This window comes from Treponema paraluiscuniculi Cuniculi A (assembly GCF_000217655.1).
Classification (GTDB): Bacteria; Spirochaetota; Spirochaetia; order Treponematales; family Treponemataceae; genus Treponema; species Treponema pallidum.
Genome location: NC_015714.1, coordinates 901,026 through 919,817 on the forward strand (window position 1 = coordinate 901,026; position 18,792 = coordinate 919,817).

Annotated in this window: 17 protein-coding genes; 4 read left to right on the forward strand and 13 right to left on the reverse strand. The window is 51.4% G+C overall.

The features are described 5' to 3' along the window. The first annotated feature begins 41 nt into the window (after positions 1-41). Positions 42-1,790: a threonine--tRNA ligase gene (thrS, locus tag TPCCA_RS04115; protein WP_041610049.1), complete on the forward strand. Its 1,749-nt coding sequence runs from the start codon at positions 42-44 to the stop codon at positions 1,788-1,790. A gap of 48 nt (positions 1,791-1,838) precedes the next feature. On the opposite strand, the gene TPCCA_RS04120 is transcribed toward thrS, so the two are convergent. Beyond that, positions 1,839-3,494, reverse strand: coding sequence for an ABC-F family ATP-binding cassette domain-containing protein (locus TPCCA_RS04120; protein WP_013945422.1), 1,656 nt, complete (start codon positions 3,492-3,494; stop codon positions 1,839-1,841). An 83-nt stretch (positions 3,495-3,577) separates the two neighbouring features. Continuing rightward, complete coding sequence (locus TPCCA_RS04125; protein ID WP_013945423.1) at positions 3,578-4,585, reverse strand: DUF4097 family beta strand repeat-containing protein; 1,008 nt, start codon at positions 4,583-4,585, stop codon at positions 3,578-3,580. 104 nt (positions 4,586-4,689) lie between these two features. Here TPCCA_RS04125 and TPCCA_RS04130 point away from each other — a divergent pair, with 104 nt between their 5' ends. After that, positions 4,690-6,939, forward strand: a complete 2,250-nt coding sequence (locus tag TPCCA_RS04130; protein ID WP_013945424.1) for an MFS transporter — start codon at positions 4,690-4,692, stop codon at positions 6,937-6,939. A 61-nt stretch (positions 6,940-7,000) separates the two neighbouring features. Here the strand turns inward: TPCCA_RS04130 and TPCCA_RS04135 are convergent, their stop codons facing one another. The 3 genes from TPCCA_RS04135 to TPCCA_RS04145 form a co-directional block, all read right to left on the reverse strand. Beyond that, complete coding sequence (locus TPCCA_RS04135) at positions 7,001-8,575, reverse strand: Do family serine endopeptidase (protein ID WP_013945425.1); 1,575 nt, start codon at positions 8,573-8,575, stop codon at positions 7,001-7,003. Positions 8,576-8,770: 195 nt separating this feature from the next. Next, positions 8,771-9,538, reverse strand: a complete 768-nt coding sequence (gene map, locus TPCCA_RS04140) for a type I methionyl aminopeptidase (protein WP_013945427.1) — start codon at positions 9,536-9,538, stop codon at positions 8,771-8,773. A gap of 123 nt (positions 9,539-9,661) precedes the next feature. Further along, on the reverse strand, positions 9,662-10,429 hold the full coding sequence (locus TPCCA_RS04145) for a J domain-containing protein (RefSeq protein ID WP_245522110.1): 768 nt from the start codon (positions 10,427-10,429) through the stop codon (positions 9,662-9,664). A 149-nt stretch (positions 10,430-10,578) separates the two neighbouring features. Between TPCCA_RS04145 and gap the strand changes: the two genes are divergently transcribed. After that, complete coding sequence (gene gap, locus TPCCA_RS04150) at positions 10,579-11,631, forward strand: type I glyceraldehyde-3-phosphate dehydrogenase (protein WP_013945429.1); 1,053 nt, start codon at positions 10,579-10,581, stop codon at positions 11,629-11,631. A 53-nt stretch (positions 11,632-11,684) separates the two neighbouring features. Here gap and TPCCA_RS04155 read toward each other — a convergent pair whose 3' ends face one another. From TPCCA_RS04155 to infC, 6 genes are read right to left on the reverse strand one after another with little or no spacing between them, the layout of a single operon-like run. Next, positions 11,685-12,218 carry a YaiI/YqxD family protein gene (locus TPCCA_RS04155; RefSeq protein ID WP_013945430.1) on the reverse strand — a complete coding sequence of 178 codons (534 nt, stop codon included), beginning with the start codon at positions 12,216-12,218 and terminating at the stop codon, positions 11,685-11,687. 37 nt (positions 12,219-12,255) lie between these two features. Then, positions 12,256-12,582 carry a cell division protein ZapA gene (locus tag TPCCA_RS04160; RefSeq protein ID WP_013945431.1) on the reverse strand — a complete coding sequence of 109 codons (327 nt, stop codon included), beginning with the start codon at positions 12,580-12,582 and terminating at the stop codon, positions 12,256-12,258. Continuing rightward, on the reverse strand, positions 12,582-12,917 hold the full coding sequence (gene zapB, locus TPCCA_RS04165; protein ID WP_013945432.1) for a cell division protein ZapB: 336 nt from the start codon (positions 12,915-12,917) through the stop codon (positions 12,582-12,584). The genes TPCCA_RS04160 and zapB overlap by 1 nt, the downstream gene beginning before the upstream one ends. Then, positions 12,911-13,279, reverse strand: coding sequence for a 50S ribosomal protein L20 (gene rplT / locus TPCCA_RS04170; protein WP_010882292.1), 369 nt, complete (start codon positions 13,277-13,279; stop codon positions 12,911-12,913). The genes zapB and rplT overlap by 7 nt, the downstream gene beginning before the upstream one ends. A gap of 32 nt (positions 13,280-13,311) precedes the next feature. Continuing rightward, a complete protein-coding gene (gene rpmI / locus TPCCA_RS04175) occupies positions 13,312-13,512 on the reverse strand; it encodes a 50S ribosomal protein L35 (protein WP_013945433.1) in 201 nt (66 codons plus the stop codon). Between the two features lie 52 nt (positions 13,513-13,564). Beyond that, positions 13,565-14,104, reverse strand: a complete 540-nt coding sequence (gene infC / locus TPCCA_RS04180) for a translation initiation factor IF-3 (RefSeq protein ID WP_013945434.1) — start codon at positions 14,102-14,104, stop codon at positions 13,565-13,567. A 162-nt stretch (positions 14,105-14,266) separates the two neighbouring features. On the opposite strand from infC, the gene TPCCA_RS04185 reads away from it, so the two are divergent. Next, positions 14,267-16,441 (forward strand): DUF4954 family protein, encoded by a 2,175-nt coding sequence (locus TPCCA_RS04185; RefSeq protein WP_013945435.1) that lies wholly within the window; start codon positions 14,267-14,269, stop codon positions 16,439-16,441. 28 nt (positions 16,442-16,469) lie between these two features. Here TPCCA_RS04185 and lgt read toward each other — a convergent pair whose 3' ends face one another. After that, positions 16,470-17,468: a prolipoprotein diacylglyceryl transferase gene (lgt, locus tag TPCCA_RS04190; RefSeq protein WP_013945436.1), complete on the reverse strand. Its 999-nt coding sequence runs from the start codon at positions 17,466-17,468 to the stop codon at positions 16,470-16,472. A 150-nt stretch (positions 17,469-17,618) separates the two neighbouring features. Next, positions 17,619-18,755: a nucleotide-binding protein gene (locus tag TPCCA_RS04195; RefSeq protein WP_010882297.1), complete on the reverse strand. Its 1,137-nt coding sequence runs from the start codon at positions 18,753-18,755 to the stop codon at positions 17,619-17,621. Positions 18,756-18,792 lie beyond the last annotated feature (37 nt).

The following is an 18,792-nucleotide window of genomic DNA, read 5'->3' on the forward strand; positions in this document are numbered from 1 at the left end:
AGGTCTCACGATTGGGTCTCTGTCTAGAAGAGAATATCACCATGCTGCAAAAACGCTCAGATACCCTCGACCGTCTGCGTCACAGTCTGGCGCACGTTATGGCAGAGGCCGTTCAAGCTCTCTTCCCCGGCACCAAGCTCGCGGTGGGACCGCCTATCGATTACGGGTTTTACTATGACTTCTCACCTCCCCGTCCCCTGTGCGATGCAGACCTAGCCCCCATTGAAGAGAAAATGCGCGCCATCTTGCGTGCGGGGTGTCCCTTTGTCAAAGAGGTGGTTTCGCGTCCTGACGCGCTTGCTCGTTTTAAAGACGAGCCATTCAAGCAAGAGCTCATCGAACGCATCAGCGCAGATGACACGCTCAGTCTCTACCACTCCGGCGCGTTCACTGACCTGTGCCGGGGTCCTCACGTGCAGTCTATGCGAGACATTAATCCGCACGCCTTTAAACTCACGAGCATCGCTGGGGCCTATTGGCGCGGTAATGAGCGCGGTCCCCAGCTAACGCGCATCTACGGCACTGCCTGGGAATCTGAAGAAGATTTGCACACATACCTTCGCATGCAGGATGAAGCAAAACGCCGAGATCACCGTAAGCTCGGTCCTGCACTCGGTCTCTTTCACTTGGACGAAGAAAATCCTGGCCAGGTCTTTTGGCACCCTGAGGGGTGGACCCTCTACGTGGCCATCCAGCAGTACTTGCGCCGCGTCATGCACGAAGACGGGTACGCAGAGGTGCATACTCCCTTTGTCATGCCCCAAAGCCTTTGGGAACGCTCGGGGCACTGGGACAAATACCGCGCCAACATGTACCTGACCGAAGGCGAGAAGCGTTCTTTTGCGCTCAAGCCCATGAATTGTCCCGGACATGTCGAAATCTTCAAGCAAAAAACACGCAGTTACCGTGATCTCCCGCTCCGTCTTTCGGAGTTTGGCTCGTGCACCCGCAATGAACCGTCAGGCTCTCTGCATGGAGTTATGCGCGTACGTGGCTTTGTACAAGACGATGCCCATATCTTTTGTACTGAGGCGCAAATCGCATCGGAGGTCACCCGTTTCTGTCGCCTCCTTGCGCGGGTATATGCCGACTTTGGCTTTGCACAGGAGCAGATCCGCGTCAAATTTTCTACGCGCCCAGAGCAGCGCATCGGAAACGACGCCACCTGGGACCGGGCCGAACGCGCATTGGCAGAAGCATGTGAAGCAGCAGGTCTTTCGTACGAGCACGCACCGGGAGAAGGAGCGTTCTATGGGCCAAAGTTGGAGTTTGCACTTATAGACACACTCGAACGCGAGTGGCAGTGCGGCACCATTCAGGTGGACTATCAGTTGCCCTCGTGCGAGCGCTTGAACGCAGAGTATGTGGGGGAGGACAACCAACGGCACATGCCAGTGATACTCCACCGCACGGTGATTGGGTCTCTAGAACGGTTCATCGGTATTCTCATTGAACACTACGGGGGTGCATTCCCCCCATGGCTTGCACCGGTGCAGGCAGTGGTGATTCCGGTTGCCCCTGCCTTCCTCGAATATGCGCAGCACGTTGCACGGGAGCTGTGCGCCCGTTCGCTCCGCGTGCAGGCAGACGTGAGCGCAGAGCGCATGAACGCAAAGATCCGCACTGCCCAAACGCAGAAAGTGCCCTATCTGCTCATAGTTGGCGAGCGGGAGCTGCGCGCGCAGCAGGTAGCGGTGCGTCCGCGCACAGGGCCCCAGCACTCAATGGGGCTCTCAGCCTTTTCCACCTTTTTGCTCGCGAAGCTAGAGACGCGCGCGCTGCACGCCTAGCCCATGAGTTCCCTGTGCCTTTTCCCCAAACCTTCAGGGGAAGGGACGCTATATCCGTAGCTGCTGTACGCTACCGCCGTAGAGCTGCGCGCGCGTGGCGTTGACATCCTCACTCTTTACATAAGAATCAAAGTCCATCATACGATCGATAATCCCGCGCGGTGTAATTTCCACAATGCGGTTTGCAACAGAGCTGACAAACTCATGGTCATGCGAATTAAATAAAATCACGCCGGGAAACTGCACCAACGCCTCATTCAGACTTGCAATTGCTTCTAGGTCCAAATGATTGGTCGGCTCGTCCAATATCAAAACATTGCTCCCAGAAAGCATTAATTTACTAAGCATGCAGCGTACTTTTTCCCCTCCAGAAAGTACACGCACAGATTTGAGCGAATCCTCGCCTGTAAAAAGCATCCTGCCTAAAAAACCGCGTACGTAGGTTTCATCTTGATCATCAGAGAATTGGCGCAACCAATCCGTGATAGAAAGATCACAATCAAAATACCGCGCCGTATCCTTTCCCATATACCCAACAGATACCGTCTGTCCCCAACGGAAAGAGCCGGCATGTGCCTGCTTTTCTCCAGCAAGAATATCAAACAATATGGTCTTCGCGCGGTGTTCTTGACCGACGAAAGCGATTTTGTCTGTGCGCCCAACTGTAAAGCTCATGTCTGTAAAAAGCTCACATGAACCTCCCTGCATTCGGTCCTCAGCGGCATAGCGCAGTCCATCGCACGACAATACGTGATTCCCAATTTCACGCCGTGGTTTAAAATGCACATAGGGAAACTTTCGACCAGTCACCTCAATCTCTTCCAGCACCAATTTGTCATATATCTTTTTACGACTCGTCGCCTGCCGGCTTTTGGCTGCGTTAGAAGCGAAGCGCAAAATGAACTCCCTCAGGTCCTTCATCTTTTCTTCACGCTTCTTCTGCTGATCCTTAACCTGCCGCTGCATAATCTGACTCATCTGATACCAAAAGTCGTAATTGCCCGAGTACAAACGAATCTTCCCATAATCGATATCGCAAATATGCGTACACACGCTATTTAAAAAATGCCTATCATGCGAGACTACAATCACGGTGTTGGGGAATTCAATGAGAAATTCTTCCAACCACGCAATAGAGTACAAATCCAAACCGTTTGTCGGCTCATCGAGCAAAAGCACATCGGGATTACCAAACAACGCCTGCGCTAGGAGTACACGTACCTTCTGGCTTTCGTCCAATTCGCACATCATCCGATCATGGTGTGCCTCATCTACACCCAACCCAGAAAGCATTTGTTCAATGCAATTTTCTGCCTCCCAGCCATTCAAATCCGAAAACTCACCTTCCAATTCTGAAGCCTTCAACCCATCTGCTTCACTAAAATCACTCTTTGCGTAAAGAGCTTCCCGCTCCTTCATCACTCGATAGAGCGCAGGATGCCCCATGCATACGGTATCTTTCACCGTGTGCTGATCGAAGGAAAAATGATCTTGACGCAGAACTGCGACGCGCGCGCCGGATGCGATAGCGATACTTCCCTGATGATGTTCGAGTTCACCGGAAAGGACTTTTAAAAAAGTTGACTTACCCGCCCCGTTCGCTCCAATGACTCCATAGCAATTCCCTGCAACAAACTTTAAATCAACACCTTTAAAAAGAGGTTTGTCAGAAAACTGCACACTCATATCCGTCACTGTTATCATGCGGCGCATGCTAGCGCAAAATCCGTGCACAGGACAAGCCGCTGTCCATAGAGCATCACACATACAGCGATGCTATGAGCGCATCACTGTGAAAAATATACGTGCAGTACACCTCGTTCATTTCTTATACACAACTGTGCAGAGCCCCCTGTAGAAAGACAGGTCCCCAGTGTTTTCCTCACACGCTGATCATTTATGTACACCGCACCGTAGCCAGAAAATACTGAAAGTGCATAGTACGACTGCCTTTCTGTAAAACGCGCAACAACTGTGCCGGTGCGAGTACCTATCTCACTATTCCCTTGCAACGTACCATCAAAAGATAGTGTGCCACGGTCCGTGTACAAATGCGCGTCAGATAGGACGCAGCGACTGCATTGCGTATCACCGTCTGTTGTGTGCAGGAGAGTCCGATCGGTACGTACTCCATTGAGCTTTAGTTCGCTCGAGTGCGCATACACATCTGCAAAACGCACCTCAATACCTTCAAGCCGAAGACTGCTGTCTTTCACCCGCACTTTAAGATTGTGCACGTTGTGCTGCGCTGGCACACAAATGATCGCTTCAATCGGTACCACGCTATGTCCCCATCGGCTCCCCCATACGTTTTTCCAAAATGTGTAAAACCAATCGCGCAACGTATCGCGTACGTTCAACACACTCTGCATTACTCCTGGGGAATCCGCTGGAGGCGTGGACTCCCGTACTGTTTTCTTTCCACGCCGTAGGACAAGCATCGTAGGATCCAGGTGAATCGATAGCGGATCGTACACGCTGTTCTTTACAACCTTGTATGCAAGAGAGCGCCGCTGCGCACATACCTGTACACTCACTCGTACGCGAGTAGCATCTATAACAATGGTATGGGGATATGCTTGATCTAAGCAGGTATATCCATCTGCATCGGTAAAGGTACGCACAACAGGTTGAGAACTGTGCGCGGGGTGACGCTGCATACGGCTACTGGTCCAAAACCTCGATACATCTCCACGCAGATACTTCATCGATCCGCCCAAAAGATACGCACACGCTAGAGAGAGCGCACCAACCAAACAAACGATAACAGTGTGTGCGCGCGCTTTTTTGTCCATTTTCTCCCCCTCACCTATTTCTCCTCTGTAGAGCCTTTCCTCCGTCCTTAAACTGAACACCAGTTAGTGGACCAGATTACGCCGCATCAGTACAATCGCGCGCAATGAGTGGGGAATATCAATCTTTCACGCTCAAGCGTGCGCGACGCGTCTATGACCAGTATAATGTGATTAACTCCCTTTCGTTCGCACTCGTAACTGGCAATACCATTACGCTCTATGCACTGCTGCTTGGTGCCCGCAGTACCACGGTAGGCTTGCTAAGCGCGTGCATGCACTTTTCCTTCTTTGCACTCCCTTTGGGAAAACTTGTGTGCCGACGTTTTGGCGTCATTAAAACCTTTGCGTACACCTGGATCGCCCGCAATACTAGTTTGCTTCCAATGCTCGCAATCCCTCACCTTTACGCACAAGACTATACGGCACTTGCACTGTATGTGCTTATTTTTTCCGTCGCACTGTTTAACTTTTTTCGTGGTATGGGAATGATCGCGAACAATCCGATCATCACCATGCTCGCACCAGGCAAACATCGCAGCTCATACATCGTACGCATCTCGCTTGCGAACAACAGTGCCATACTCATTGCCACGCTTTTACTCTCCGGGGCACTGAGCATTAACGCTTCACTCACAACCTATCACTTTGCAACTGCACTCGGCATCGCACTAGGTTTTTTTGCTTCGTTTCTCCTTTTCACATTACCTACCGTCGAGTCATGCGAACATGTGCAGCACACTTCCCCGGAGACCCCACGGACCTCACCGCGCTCCGGGTACACCACGATACTCCGTGCTCTGAAAGAGAAAAACTTTCGCACCTTTACGTTCGCTTTTTTTGTCAGCAGCTTTGCCATAGGTATAGTACGCCCCTTCGTTGTCGTATTCGCAAAGGACGTATACCACACTCCAGATAGCTTTATCACTATCCTCACCGTATGTGCATCCGGCGGTGCACTCATCGTCGGTTTTATAATGAGTTTAGCTATCGATCGCATTGGGGCAAAGCCAATGTACATTATCTCCTCAGTTTTAAGTGTACTCACCCTCATCCCTGCGCTTGGTACGCCAGGACTCCATTCCTCTTTCCTTTCAATTGCTTTCTTATGCCTGTTCTGTGCAACTACCAGCATGGGATTTACCGGACAAGATAATGCAGCGCAGTCCTATTTCTTTGTCCTCGTTCCTGAGGATGCTTTAATAGATGTAAGTGTCCTGTACTATCTTATTTTGGGCATCACTGGTGGAGCCGGATCGGTGATTGGCGGCGTGGTATTAGACTTCTGCCATCTCTCAGGATACTCCAGTTTGCAGGCATATCGTATCTTTTTTACAGGAGTCAGCGCGATTATGATAATCGGCATCGCGCTTCAGACACAGCTGCGCAACCTGGGTGGATACCGTGTATTGCGAACACTCGCAACGCTTTGCTCTCCAAAAGATCTGCGTACTCTCAGCCTCCTACATAAACTCGACTTTAACGAAAATTTAGAAACCGAGCAGCATATCGTACAAGAACTTAGTACCATCGCCTCTCCCATCTCTGCCGAACAACTGGGCACCTACGTGCAATCGCCACGTTTCAGTATCCGCGCAAGCGCATTGCAAGCACTGGAAACGATTCCCTCGCTGAGTACACATAACCGTAATCTTTTGCTGCGAGAATTGCGCGAGGGAACATTCACTACTGCCGCACAGGCGGCACGCATCCTTGGCATTCATATGGTCCAGCAAGCAATTCCAATCCTGCGCGAAGCGCTCCATAGCGAGGATTACCTGCTCGTCGGAGAAGCGCTTGTAGCGTTAGCACGCACACACGATGACGAAAGTCATTTCCTTATTGGGCATGTGCTGGCGCGCACGCAAAATCCCTTTGTCGTGCTGCGTGGCCTGCAAGCGCTTGAGATGCTCAATTCAGTCCACGCACTACCACCACTGTTTGAGATTTTGCGCACAACGTGCAAAAATACACAAACGCACACAGAAGCATTACTGACTCTATCGGTCTTGATGGGAATACAAAATGAATTCTACTTTCTATTTGAGCGCTACCGTACCGGTCATGCAACCGTACAAGCGCTAGTACGAGAAAAACTAGAAGAAAGTTTTGCTATCAGCAGGGTCACTGACGCAACACTTGAGAAAACACTGGAACGCTTTACGGCCGACGCACGCGCGGGCACCCACGTGGTCATGTGGGTACTGGCACGCGCAGGAGAAGACCTAGGGACAAAAACAGCACTCCTGCTGAGTCTCACGTTGGAGAATCCCCTGTGCGCGCAAGAGGCTTTCCGCCTTCTGATAGGTACATGGACGGCCACCTTGTTTAGAAAACCCGCACTCATGCGCTCTTAGCGCTCAGACGGCCCGGTGCGCACAACACGCCGCAGGACGTGATCGACCGTGACTATCCCCCCTAAAACCGAAATCGCACGGTAGAAAGCGTTTGCCCATCGCGCAACACGTCAAACCACACCTCCCTCGTCTGACGTGCAAGCACCGCGTAAAACTCACGCACGCTCGAGACCTTTTGATCATTGACCGCCACTACTATGTCCGCCGACTTCAATCCCATCAGCGCCGCAGGGCTTTTGCTCTGCGCGTTGCTAACTAGCACACCACGCACCGACGCTTTCAAATCCAAACGCTTACGCACGGCCTCCGTAAGCGGCAGTGGGATGAACCCAGGCCAAAGCTTTGAGTAGTCATTTACTATTTTTTCATCACGCTCCGTAATGCGCACCGAAAGCGTCATCGGCACACCACCGCGAATTAAATCGAATACTGCTGTTTGCCCAATGCGCAGCGCGCCGACATCCCGCACAAACTGATTTACATCCTTTACTTCTTTTCCGTTCAGTTTTACACAGTAATCGCCCGGTTTCAGTCCCCCCTTGTGCGCAGGAGAACCTAAGAAAATTTCCGCCGCAAGCACCCCCTTTGTACCCTTTGCAATACCAAGCGATGCTACGGTGTCCGCATCCGCTGCCACCAGCTGCACGCCTAACCACCCGTACTTCACCTGCCCGTACTGGATAAATGATTCGATATCCGACTTCACATTATTGATAGGAATTGAAAAACCAATCCCTTGCGATCCCCCACTTGAGGAGGCAATCCACGCGTTAATTCCAATCACTTCGCCATAAATATTGACCATTGGTCCCCCGGAATTGCCCTGGTTTATGGCCGCATCTGTTTGAATAAAATCATTAATATTGTTGCCCGGTCCCCCAAAGCGACCCAGCGCACTGATAATCCCCTGCGTTACAGTGGAAGTGTACCCAAGAGGAGAGCCAACTGCGAACACAATGTCTCCTACCCGTACTGCATCCGAGTCACCAAGGACGGCAACACGGATATTTGGGTCTGCGTCCTCAAAGGAGACCAGCGCGATGTCCTTGCGCTGGTCACCACCGACAAGTTTACCTTTTACGATTCTGCCATCGTGCAGTTTAATCTCTATCTCATTAGCCTTACCCGCCACGTGATAGTTGGTAAGCACGTAATGCGTCTTCCCCGTCTTCTTTACAATGACTCCAGAACCAAGTCCCTCCGTTTTGTACTCCCGTTCCTCAGCTTCCCCTTTGTTTCCAGAACCACCGCCAGGCCCCGCACCCGGACCTTCAGGACCACGAAAGAAAAACCACGGAAAACCGCCAAACGGATCACGTACCCGAACCTTTCTGGTCTCCACCACATCCAGCGTCACTACTGAAGGCAGCACTTCGGCAGTTACCTGACGGTTCGCGTTTTGCAGCCGTTCTAACAGCTGCACCGATTCACGCGAAACCCCCACAGGAAGTAATGTCCGCCCCCCAGAGTTCCCACTGTCTCCGGCAACGCGCCGAGCCGTCGTGTCTGCAGAGGGCACACGCGCAGAACTTGGATGACCAGAGCAGCAGATAAAAACGAGCAACGCCGCTGCTGTAAAAAAACTGCGGCATACCGCATGTACCCCACACACAAACGAGGTAAACAATATGTTCATGAGTCCCTCCACGTCCCTGCGCGTACCCAAACCCCTACCGACACAGCCCGGGTTAAAAGCAGCACGCAGCGATATGGTTACGAGTTTATCCTCTCTTCTACCTGTGCTCGCCACGTACACTTACACGCTGCCTACCGTGCACAAACTGCTCCCTGCATGTACTACCAGCACACCGCGCACACTTAAGATAGCTGACTAGCCGGTACGCTCTACTTCCGTAAGTTCTGTTAAAACCTCCGTGTGGTCTGCAAAAACTGCCACAGTGTGCTCCACATGGCAGGCACACGATCCGTCTGCCGTTACCACCGTCCAGCCATCTGCACTGGTGCGCACCTCGTCTGTGCCAAGCGTCAACATGGGTTCTATCGCGACTACCATACCGGGCAAAAAACGTGGATTAGGCCCTTCCAAGCCAGGCACATTGGGGATGTTCGGCTCCTCATGCACGGCAAGCCCCACGCCATGTCCGCAATACTCGTACACCACGCCAAAGCGGTGCCGTGCTGCAACAGCGTATACAGCGCGAGAAACAGCGCGCACGCGCGCTCCGGCACGGCACGCTTTAATGCCCGCACGGAGGCACTCAGTGGTTACACGCAAAAGTTCTAGTCGCTCGTGTGCAACTCCACCAACAGGAACAGTACGACACGCGTCAGAAATGTATCCATTGAGGTTGATACCAACATCAAGGGAAACAAGATCCCCGTCCTGAATCACACGCGCTGAAGGTAAACCGTGGATGACCTCTTCGTTGATTGAAATGCAAGCAGCGGCAGGAAAACCTTCCGAGAACCAGGCAGGAACACCACCGACTGAGCGGATGAAGCGTTGGCAAAACGCATCAAGCTCCTGGGTTTGAACGCCCGGTTTGACAAGCGGAATAAGAACATCGAAAAGGCGCGCCAATGCCTTGCAAGAGGCACGGATACCGTCGATTTGTTCTGGTGTTTTAATGCGGATCATGAGGTCCTTTCCTTCCTGCTCAAGCGTCCCTCCTCTGTCCGTTCACTAGCTGCAGGGGGACCTCCAGCCCTTCGGAGGTCCCCCAGGACCACGGTACTCCTCCGCTAGGGTGCAGTGAAACATTCACCTGACAGAATCCATCTTCTGGGCATAGCCACGCGCACGCCTGCGGTCTCCTGTACGTTCGTAATACTCAACTAAGCACGCGTAGAAGGTGACAATTTCTTGCGCAGGCAAGCAGGCATGCGCGCGCGCGCAGTATACGCAGGATTTACCGTTGCGACCACGCACAGACGCAGTACCGAGCGCGATATGCTCAGTGAGCTTCAGTACTTCAGGAAAAAAATGACGAAAATACGCGCACCGCAATTCTTCAAAAACGATGTCCTGGAGCAAAGTAAAGCATTCATAGCACTCTCCCCGTACATGCAATTCCTCTGCGAGCACAAAGCCACAGTCCATAAAATCCTCTCGCGTAAGGTGAGCGGCGAGGTTGAACCCTTCTGGCCGACACTTGAGGAACAAGTACGCGCGGACAGCGTCACACTCAAAACCGTGAAAGAGATCGAACAAGATAAGCTCCACCATCGCGCAGAGCGTACCCTGCGCACGCAGGTACACGCGGTAGTCAAAGCCCGCTGGAGCAGGACGTGCGCAGAAACGCGCGTAGAGGAGGTCAAATTTCGCGCGACGCCCCGGATCAGAGAGCACCTCGTATGCGGTGAGTATACGGCGAAGAGCGCGCTCGCGCGCTACCGCCTCGCACTCAAGTTCTGCAGTATGGGAAACGAGATCCGGATGTAACGCCTTTGCCTTCTTTCTGAAGGCACACTTAATTTCAGGGGTCGAGGCACGGTGCGACACACCAAGCACGCGGTAATAATCTTCCACTAGAGGCCAGACCTTCCAAGGCGAGGCCATGGTATCTGGGCACATAGAAAAATGCAAGGGAGCCCTACAGCAAAGAGGGATTGACGTGCCGATCTTTTTTCAGATAGCGTTGCGCGGGATGTGTGCTCTTTTTAGAGGAGGTTGGGCAAATGAGAGTTGCAATCAATGGTTTTGGGCGTATCGGGCGTCTTGTACTCCAGGCCATGGCGGAGCAGAAGCTGTTGGGGAAAGAGTTCGACGTGGCGGCGGTTGTGGACCTTTCCACCGATGCGCGCTACTTTGCCTATCAGCTAAAGTATGACTCCGTGCAGGGCAAAATGAGTTCTAGTCTCAGTGCCCCTGCCGAGGATATCCTCGAGGTGGGCGGGCATCGGATCAAGTGTGTCTGCGGTCGCGGCTTAAAGCCTTCCCAACTTCCCTGGAAGGATCTTGGTATTGAGGTGGTTATTGAGTCCACCGGCATTTACGCGAATGAGTCTTCATACGGTCACCTTGAAGCAGGAGCAAAGCGAGTCATCATCAGTGCTCCGGCTAAGAGCTCGGATGCGTCTAAGCCGGTGAAGACTATTGTAATGGGGGTGAACGAGCATGAGTTCGATCCTGCTGAGCACAAGGTCGTCTCCAACGCGAGCTGCACTACCAACTGTCTCGCGCCGGTAGTGCACGTCTTTCTCAAAGAGGGAGTCGGTATTGAAACGGGACTGATGACGACTATCCACTCCTATACCGCAACGCAAAAAACTGTAGATGGGGTTTCTTTGAAGGACTGGCGCGGAGGCCGCGCTGCAGCGGTTAACATTATCCCTTCCACCACTGGAGCTGCGAAAGCGGTAGGCGAGGTGCTGCCGTCTACGAGAGGTAAGTTGACGGGGATGGCCTTCCGTGTCCCGACACCAACCGGTTCCGTGGTGGATCTAACCTTCCGCACGGAAAAAGAGACGAGCGTTGCGGACCTCAACGCGATGCTCAAGAAGGCGTCGGAGTCCTATCTGCGGGGTGTCCTGCAGTATTGCGACGAGGACATTGTATCCGCGGACGTCATCCACAACCAGTACTCCTCCATCTACGACAGCAGGGCGACACTGCAGAACAATCTCCCGAACGAGAAGCGCTTCTTCAAGGTAGTGTCCTGGTATGACAACGAGTGGGGTTACTCAAACCGTGTGGTGGATTTGCTTAAGTTCATCTCGCAGAAGCGGTAGAAGAAACTCGAGTCCACCCGCCCGGCCTTGGACTCTTAGTGTCTTGCGTGCGGTCACCGGCAGCCGGTTTGGCTTTTCCCTTGCGCGGAGGGCCAGTCGCACTGCTCCTCCCGTGTCTTCGCCTCCCGCCGCCTGGCAAGCCGCAGGAGCTTCGTGGTTTCCCTATCTAGGGAGTCTGCGAAGCGTGCAGCATCCCTCCTGCCGAAAGGTGACGTTGTTTCAGGGGCGAGTCCCTGCCCTCGCAGGTCGTACATGAAGTTGCGCACCGAGAGTCGCTCGCGTATGTTCTCCTCCGTATACACATCACCCCGGTCGTTGATAACAGAGATGCGCGCGTCTACAATTGCCTTTGCAAGCACGATATCACGCGTGACGACCAAATCACCCGCTCGCGCATACGCGATGATGTGACGGTCCGCAGCCTGGTCAACAGGTTGAGTCTCGACCATGATACAATGCGGGCTTTGCACGAGGGGGATAGGACGGTTGGCTACAAATCGGGCCACACACCCCAGGCGCGCTGCCGCTCTCGCGACAAGTATGCGGACGCGCGCGGGGCATGAGTCCGCGTCCACCCACAGCGTCACCGCAGGGACGTCCTGTACACAAAGAAGGACACAACCCTCAATCGCACCCGCACACAAACCCCTCGTCCACCACTTTGCTGATGGATTCGAGCATACGCTCGGTAGACTCCCCTATTTCCAGCAGATCTTCCTCGGACTGTACAAGACGTCTCCTCTTCTCTTTATGCAGTTCATCCGCGAGAAGCACACCCGCAATCACCGCGACCTTTAAGGGATCGCGGACCCCTGACGTCTTCTCCACCTGCAACACCACCATCTTGTAATGCTCATACAACACACGCAGATACGAGGAGTCCTCGTCAGCCTGGATGGAAAAAGACGCTCCCAACAGATCGATGTGCAACTGCCCCTTTACACTGACCACTAAAAAATTTCCATCTGGGTACGGCTGGTAAGTTCTTCAGACACCCCCGCATGCTCCTGGTTTTCTAGAACCTTCGCCACGTGTTGCGTATGCGCCTCTCCATACGCAGAATCCTCAAATGTACTCAGGTGGTTCAGTGCCTTAAGAATTCCTTCCTCTATCTTCGTCTGATCATCCTGAAAGGCAAGCACCAGCTGCTCCAGCTCCGTAATACGCTTACCACGTCCATCAATTTCAGCCCGCAACGCGGCATTTTCTTCCTTCAACATTTGGACAAGGTGCACCGCCTTCGCAACCTTCTCTTCCAGCACTTTTACCTGACCGAGGTTTAGCACGCTCCACCCCCCAAAGCTTTCTTAGAAGCATCGATCACCGTCTGAAACGCACCCGGATCCTCAATTGCCATATTGGAGAGAACCTTGCGATTAAGCGCAATCCCAGCCTGCAAGAGACCATTCATAAAGCGAGAATAGCTCAACCCCTGCGTACGAACCGATGCATTGATGCGACTGATCCACAACCTGCGCATACTCCCCTTCCTATCCCTCCGCGCAACATAGCTATGCGCAAGAGCCTTCGAGACCGCATCCTTCGCCGCCTTGTAATTCGTGCCACACCTACCCCGAAAGCCCTTGGCTAACTTTAAAATCCTCTTTCTCCGGCGCACTCTGCCGTTACTACTCAACGATCGAGACATACCACGCTCCTCCGTCCTCTCACGCTTGCCACCTACGCGTAAGGCAACAGCTTCCGCTTCACCACTTTAAGCTCAACTTTTGACAGAAAACCCGCATGACGTAATTTCCTTTTGCGTTTCGGGGCCTTTTTCGTCAAAATGTGACGCAGGTTCATCTTTTTGAACTTTACCTTACCAGCCCCGGTTACACCAAAACGCTTTGCTGCTGCGCTTTTCGTTTTCATCTTAGGCATATACTTTCTCCCCTTTATCCAACAACACGAACTGCAGTTACCCGACACTCCATCATTTCTTTGACTTCGGAGTGAGCGTCATGGACATAGACCGACCTTCCATTGCTGCCTGCTTCTCAACACTATACCCACACACCAGACGGCCAAGCACATTCTGTAACACGTTAAAACCCAGATCGGTATGCGCAAGCTCCCTTCCACGAAAGCGGATAGTCACTTTCACCTTATCCCCTTCATCGAGAAACCGCTGTATATGCTTGGCCTTAAACGCCATGTCATGGTCGTTGATCTTCGGTTGCATACGCACCTCCTTGAGCGTCTGCAATCTCTGTCGCTTTTTCGAGTCACGCAACTTTTTGCCCATCTCAAAGCGATACTTCCCATAGTCCAGGATCTTGCACACCGGCGGACTCGCCTGCGGAGCGACCTCTACTAAATCAAGATTGATATCCCGTGCCATTCTCAGCGCCTCAAGGGTGGGCACCACCCCACACTGCTGCCCTACAGCGTCAACCAACCTCACTTCTCGTACCCGAATACTTCCATTAATCCGCAAGCTTTTGTTATCCGCCAACGATCCTCCCCAGTACATCCACTTCTAATGCACGCTAAAAAACAAGACTGGGCCCCAATCTAGCCATTCCTAATATGTCATGTCAAGTAAACATGCAGGAAATCACCATCCCCATCACAACCCCAATTCCTTATTTACATGTAAAAATTCACCACCTATAGTGGGCATCCAAAAGGGAGAATGCGTGTGCAAATTTTAGACCTACCCTCTTTTGGATATCACTTCATCACACAAGCCCATATCCCTCGCGGAAAAGACGAGTACTATCTCCGCTTTTCCCAGAGCGCCGAACCCCCACGTGCATGGAGACCACTGTCTAAGGAGGAAATTCACACCCTTATACAAAAGGGCAATCACTGCGATACCTGGTACGACGTTTTAGTAGCAGATCCGTTCGACGCGTCACTCATACGTAATTCATCATTTGCAGGGCTCGTACGCATCGCGTCGCTCGAGCGACGCCTTCTGCGATATCACGACTTTACCGTACCAACTGGTATTACCCACAGTACACTCATTTCGTGCGACGTCGGAGAAAATTGCGCTATCCATCACTGCGCATATATTTCTCACTACATAATTGGAAATCATGTCATCCTCAGCAGGATTGATGAGCTGTGTACCACTAACCACGCAAAATTCGGCGCAGGAATTATAAAAGACGGAGAACAAGAAGCAGTCCGCATCACCATTGATCCTCTCAACGAAACAGGCGGACGGAAAATATTTCCCTTCGTAGGGATGATCGCAGCAGACGCGTTTTTGTGGGCATGCCACCGAGACAGAACATTGCTCATGCAACGCTTCGAGTCAATGACTCAACAACAACACGACACTCGCCGCGGATACTACGGAACGATTGAAACACAATCCGTTATCAAAAGCTGCCGTATCATCAAGGATGTGTGCTTCGGTCCTGGATCATACGTAAAAGGAGCAAACAAACTAAAAAACCTTACTGTTCAGTCATCTCTCCAGGAACCTACGCAAATAGGAGAAGGAGTAGAGTTAGTGAACGGGGTGATCGGATATGGTTGCCGTGTGTTCTATGGGGTAAAGGCGGTGCGCTTTGTACTGGGAAATAACTGCGCACTTAAATATGGTACCAGACTCATTCACTCAGTTTTAGGTGATAACTCCACGATTTCGTGTTGTGAGGTTCTTAACGCACTCATCTTTCCCTACCATGAACAACACCACAACAACTCTTTCCTCATCGCAGCACTCATACGCGGTCAGTCAAATATTGCTGCTGGTTCCACCATTGGGTCAAATCACAATACACGCAAAAATGACGGAGAAATTATTGCGGGACGAGGGTTCTGGTCAGGACTTGCAAGTACCCTCAAACATAATTGTCGTTTTGCTTCTTTCGTATTAATCACGGGGAAAAATTACCCCGCAGAACTTGATATTCCATTTCCTTTTAGTCTTGTCACCAACAATGAACGGGAAAACAGATTAGAAATCATGCCCGCGTACTACTGGCTCTACAACATGTATGCGATTGAACGCAACGAAAAAAAATTCGCTGCGCGAGACAAACGAAAAACGAAAACACAAACAGTAGAAATCTCTGTCTTCGCTCCCGACACAATAGGAGAAATTGAAAACGCACTCGCTTTACTAGACAGCGCGATAGAGCGCGCGTGGGTTAACGCGGGAAACAGCGCGCTCACTGCCGAAGACATTGTCCTCAAACATCCCACCAAAGCACAGACAATCCCCGTACTGCTCACCGGCATAGAACACTCCACCCGATCAACACTTGTGCTAAAACCCTTAGAAGCCCGCAAAGCATACCGAGACATACTCATATGGTACTGCACAAAAACGCTCCTGTCTTTCTTTGAGCAAACAACACGCTGCATCTCCCACTTTACTTCGCACGATCCTAAAACTATCACACACAACTGGGTAAATATGGGAGGACAACTCGTACCTGAAGATAAGTTTGAGACACTTCTACAAAACATCGAAACAGGAAAGTTCAAAAGTTGGCACCACATCCACAAAGAATACGACGCACTTGCTGCCACGTACGAAACGGATAAAGCACTCCACGCCTATGCAGTGTTATGTTCTCTTGCACGAACAAGGATAGACGCACCGCTACTTTGCACCTACGTGCAACACGCAATTACCATCGAAAAGTACAGAGTAACACAAATTCACAAAACGAGATGCAAAGACTATCTGAACCCCTTTCGAGAAATCACATACCGAAACCCTCTGGAGCGCAATGCGGTGCTTGGTACACCAGAAGAAGACCAGCTCATTAGGACGACGGAAGAAGAATCGGCTCACCTTTGCGCATTATACGCAAGGTACATCGCGCCACCTCATCTCGGCTGATGGACCAGTCGGTGCATTCTTTTCATTTTCATACACGCGCTCTCCGCACACTATCCCGCTTGTGATACGCCGAAAGTGCGAACATCCCACCCAAACCTGCGAGAATCATTAGAACACACAGAATCTGCCCGGTGGAAACATCGCTCCATGACTGGAAAAGGTAAATCGGAGACGATTGCGTGGCGGAAAACCTGTACCCCAAATGCGCATCAGGCTGACGAAAATACTCAATAAAAAAACGAAACACTCCGTACCCCACCACATACAAACACACCAAAAAGCCGTTATACGTTTTTACCCGACGCGCACACCACAAAATACACCACAGCACAATCCCTTCAAAAAAAGCTTCATAGATTTGGCTAGGGTGACGAGGCAAATTCACGAGCCGTGCACCTTCTTGCACGTGAATCCCCACCCTCTGTGCAAACTCCCTCACCCAAGGTTCAGAGGCAGGAAACATGTCAGATAAGGGAACATTCGGGAAAATCATGCCGATGGGGATATCAGTAATACGCCCATATAATTCAGCATTAAGGAAATTACCAATTCTTCCAAAAGTATACCCAAGTGGAGTCGACGCTGCAGCGACATCGGCCCACGCAAGAAAGCTTCTCCCATGCGACTGAGTCCACAAGCCACCCCCCACGAGCGCGCCAATTAACCCACCGTGGTACGACATTCCTCGCAATCCAACCCACTCACCCGTTTGCAAAGAAAACGGCCAAAAAATCAGCCATGGCTTGCGCATATACAGCAAATCGACCTCATACACTATGGTGGAAAAAACACGCGCCCCTATTAAAATGCCCAGAATCGTCCACGTAAAAAAACTCATAATGTCATCCTGCGTGACAGGCTCGCTCACCCGACTCCATTTATCAAGCTCACCGCGCCGCACCTGGTAGCGAAACAGTATGTACGCGATACTGAATGCAACCACATACATGAAGCCGTACCAGCGAAAATAGGGAAAAGAAGGAATTATTTCCGGACGAATCCACGACGGATAGACAATACTCAACATCACACAACCTCCACCGCGTAAGGAAATGCACCGCGCACTACCCCGCCACCGTTTTCCGTTTATCCTGTCACCATTCACCACGCTCCGCGTAAACTGTATTCTCCCAAAAACACCCCCACAAATAGGGGTTATACCCCACCCTCATGAAATTCACGCATTGCGCAATGTCTTATTTATTTTCCTTTGGAGGAGCAGATTTTGCTTCCTCAGAGTAGCAATTTCATACTGCTGAGCTTTTATGATCTCAGCAAGATCTCCCACACACACTGTTTTGCTTTTTATCAAATCCTCAAGATAGTCCATACGAAACTGGAAATCCACTTCTGCTTCTGCTTCTGCAGAGGCAAAACTTCGTTCCACCAACCCTTCATAATCCTCAATGGAAGACGCCTCCTCACCCTCTGACTGCAAAATCTTATCGGCAATCCGGTACACTGCCTGGGCAATCAGTGACTGCGGTTTGTACACAACAATGGGAAGACCAGAGGAGAGCGCGACATTCTGCTGCGTATCCTGGTATATGACCCCAAGGTACTCAAGCGTAATATTCAGATACTGCTCACACGAGCGACGAATCTTTAACGCCTTATCCACATCCTTCGGATCTGCAATCATGTTCATGACTAGTCTCGGCCTAAAAGACCGCATCCGATCCAGAAGTACTGCAACTCCCCGCTGATCCACACGCTCAAGCTCAGCAAGAATCTTAGGCACATACATGCGCTGTACCGCCGCAGCATCAGACTTGAGATTCTCTAAAAAAATACTTCCCCCAGTCCCTTTCTTAAAGGCAGCGCACAACATTTTGAACACCACATTTTTTAGAAAAAGGTAGGCATTCAAAACCGCAGAAACTGCAGGCTCAGTAACGATAATCCCTCGTGAAGAAAGGAGAAAAAACTCAAGCACTCCAAGATGAGTGCCTGCCCCCAAATCCAGCACCACATAATCAGCATGCGTTTTTAACAAACCCACTGTTAGAGCCCGCCGCTGAGAAACCTTCAATGCAGCAAAGCCAGGTATCTCAGAATCTCCTGGCACAAGATATACGTTGGGATATCCAGTTGGCACCATAATCTCTTCAAAAGAAGAGGCACCCATAAGGAATGTTCCCACTCCGTGCTTATTTCCCTTTTGGCCAAGCGCCAGATGCAAATTCGACGCGCCAAGATCTAAATCCGCTACTACTACCTTCTTCCCCGCTTGACCGAGCGCTATGGACAAATTTGCCGCAAGCAAACTCTTGCCAACCCCACCCTTTCCACTCGCAATGGGTATAATCTGCATTGCGTCTCCTTGTCACAACCCACACACCATGCAATAA

Bases quoted from the DNA above. Each gene is read 5' to 3' on its own strand.
- TPCCA_RS04195 (WP_010882297.1), bottom strand. From the start codon at position 18,755: ATGCAGATTATACCCATTGCGAGTGGAAAGGGTGGGGTTGGCAAGAGT.
- infC (WP_013945434.1), bottom strand. From the start codon at position 14,104: ATGTACTGGGGAGGATCGTTGGCGGATAACAAAAGCTTGCGGATTAAT.
- rplT (WP_010882292.1), bottom strand. From the start codon at position 13,279: ATGTCTCGATCGTTGAGTAGTAACGGCAGAGTGCGCCGGAGAAAGAGG.
- TPCCA_RS04120 (WP_013945422.1), bottom strand. From the start codon at position 3,494: ATGATAACAGTGACGGATATGAGTGTGCAGTTTTCTGACAAACCTCTT.
- map (WP_013945427.1), bottom strand. From the start codon at position 9,538: ATGATCCGCATTAAAACACCAGAACAAATCGACGGTATCCGTGCCTCT.
- rpmI (WP_013945433.1), bottom strand. From the start codon at position 13,512: ATGCCTAAGATGAAAACGAAAAGCGCAGCAGCAAAGCGTTTTGGTGTA.
- lgt (WP_013945436.1), bottom strand. From the start codon at position 17,468: ATGTTGAGTATTGTCTATCCGTCGTGGATTCGTCCGGAAATAATTCCT.
- TPCCA_RS04135 (WP_013945425.1), bottom strand. From the start codon at position 8,575: ATGAACATATTGTTTACCTCGTTTGTGTGTGGGGTACATGCGGTATGC.
- TPCCA_RS04125 (WP_013945423.1), bottom strand. From the start codon at position 4,585: ATGGACAAAAAAGCGCGCGCACACACTGTTATCGTTTGTTTGGTTGGT.
- gap (WP_013945429.1), top strand. From the start codon at position 10,579: ATGAGAGTTGCAATCAATGGTTTTGGGCGTATCGGGCGTCTTGTACTC.
- TPCCA_RS04130 (WP_013945424.1), top strand. From the start codon at position 4,690: ATGAGTGGGGAATATCAATCTTTCACGCTCAAGCGTGCGCGACGCGTC.
- TPCCA_RS04185 (WP_013945435.1), top strand. From the start codon at position 14,267: ATGCGTGTGCAAATTTTAGACCTACCCTCTTTTGGATATCACTTCATC.
- thrS (WP_041610049.1), top strand. From the start codon at position 42: ATGCTGCAAAAACGCTCAGATACCCTCGACCGTCTGCGTCACAGTCTG.